The organism is Streptomyces sp. SID5785 (genome assembly GCF_009870065.1).
Classification (GTDB): Bacteria; Actinomycetota; Actinomycetes; order Streptomycetales; family Streptomycetaceae; genus Streptomyces.
Window position 1 is genome coordinate 1 of the sequence record NZ_WWIA01000095.1, and the last position, 839, is coordinate 839.

At 73.1% G+C, this 839-nt stretch carries 1 protein-coding gene; it reads left to right on the forward strand.

What is annotated here, in order from left to right:
* Positions 1-839, forward strand: an 839-nt coding sequence (locus GTW43_RS02950; RefSeq protein WP_202500968.1) for a glycosyl hydrolase family 18 protein, incomplete at both ends; no start/stop codon positions are given.

The window sequence follows — 839 nt, forward strand, 5'->3', positions numbered from 1 at the left end:
GGCACCGGCACCACCGACGTCTCCACCTGGACCCCGGGCGGGGACTCCTGGCAGCAGCTGACCACGAGCTTCACGACCGGCCCCGACACGACGTCGGTCACGGTCTACACCCACGGCTGGTACGGCCAGAGCGCCTACTACGTCGACGACCTGGACGTCCGCGGCCCGGACGGGGGCGGCGGCACGGACCCGGTCGAGATCCCGGCGGTCCCGTCGGGGCTGGCCGCGGGAGCGGTCACCGCGTCGTCCGTCGACCTGTCCTGGACCCCGGTCGCCGACGCCACCGGATACACGGTCTACCGCGACGGCACGAAGGTCGCCTCGGTCGCGGGCGCCGCCACGACCGTCACCGGTCTCAGCGCCGACACCGCGTACAGCTTCCAGGTCAGCGCCTCGAACGCGGCGGGCGAGTCGGCCCGGTCCGGCGCGGTGAGCGCACGGACCGCGACGTCCGGCGGCGGGGGCGGCGGGACGGTCCCCGCACACGCCCTGACCGGCTACTGGCAGAACTTCGACAACGGGGCGACGGTGCAGAAGCTCCGCGACGTCTCCGGCCAGTACGACATCATCGCCGTCTCCTTCGCGGACGCCACCACCACGCCGGGCCAGATCGCCTTCCACCTCGACCCGGCGGTCGGCTACGCCTCCGCCGCGGACTTCAAGGGCGACATCGCGGCCAAGCACGCCGCAGGCAAGGCGGTCGTCCTGTCGGTCGGCGGCGAGAAGGGGAGCGTCTCGGTCAGCAGCGACGCCTCCGCCACGGCCTTCGCGGACAGCGCCTACGCGCTGATGCAGGAGTACGGCTTCGACGGCGTCGACATCGACCTCGAGAACGGCCT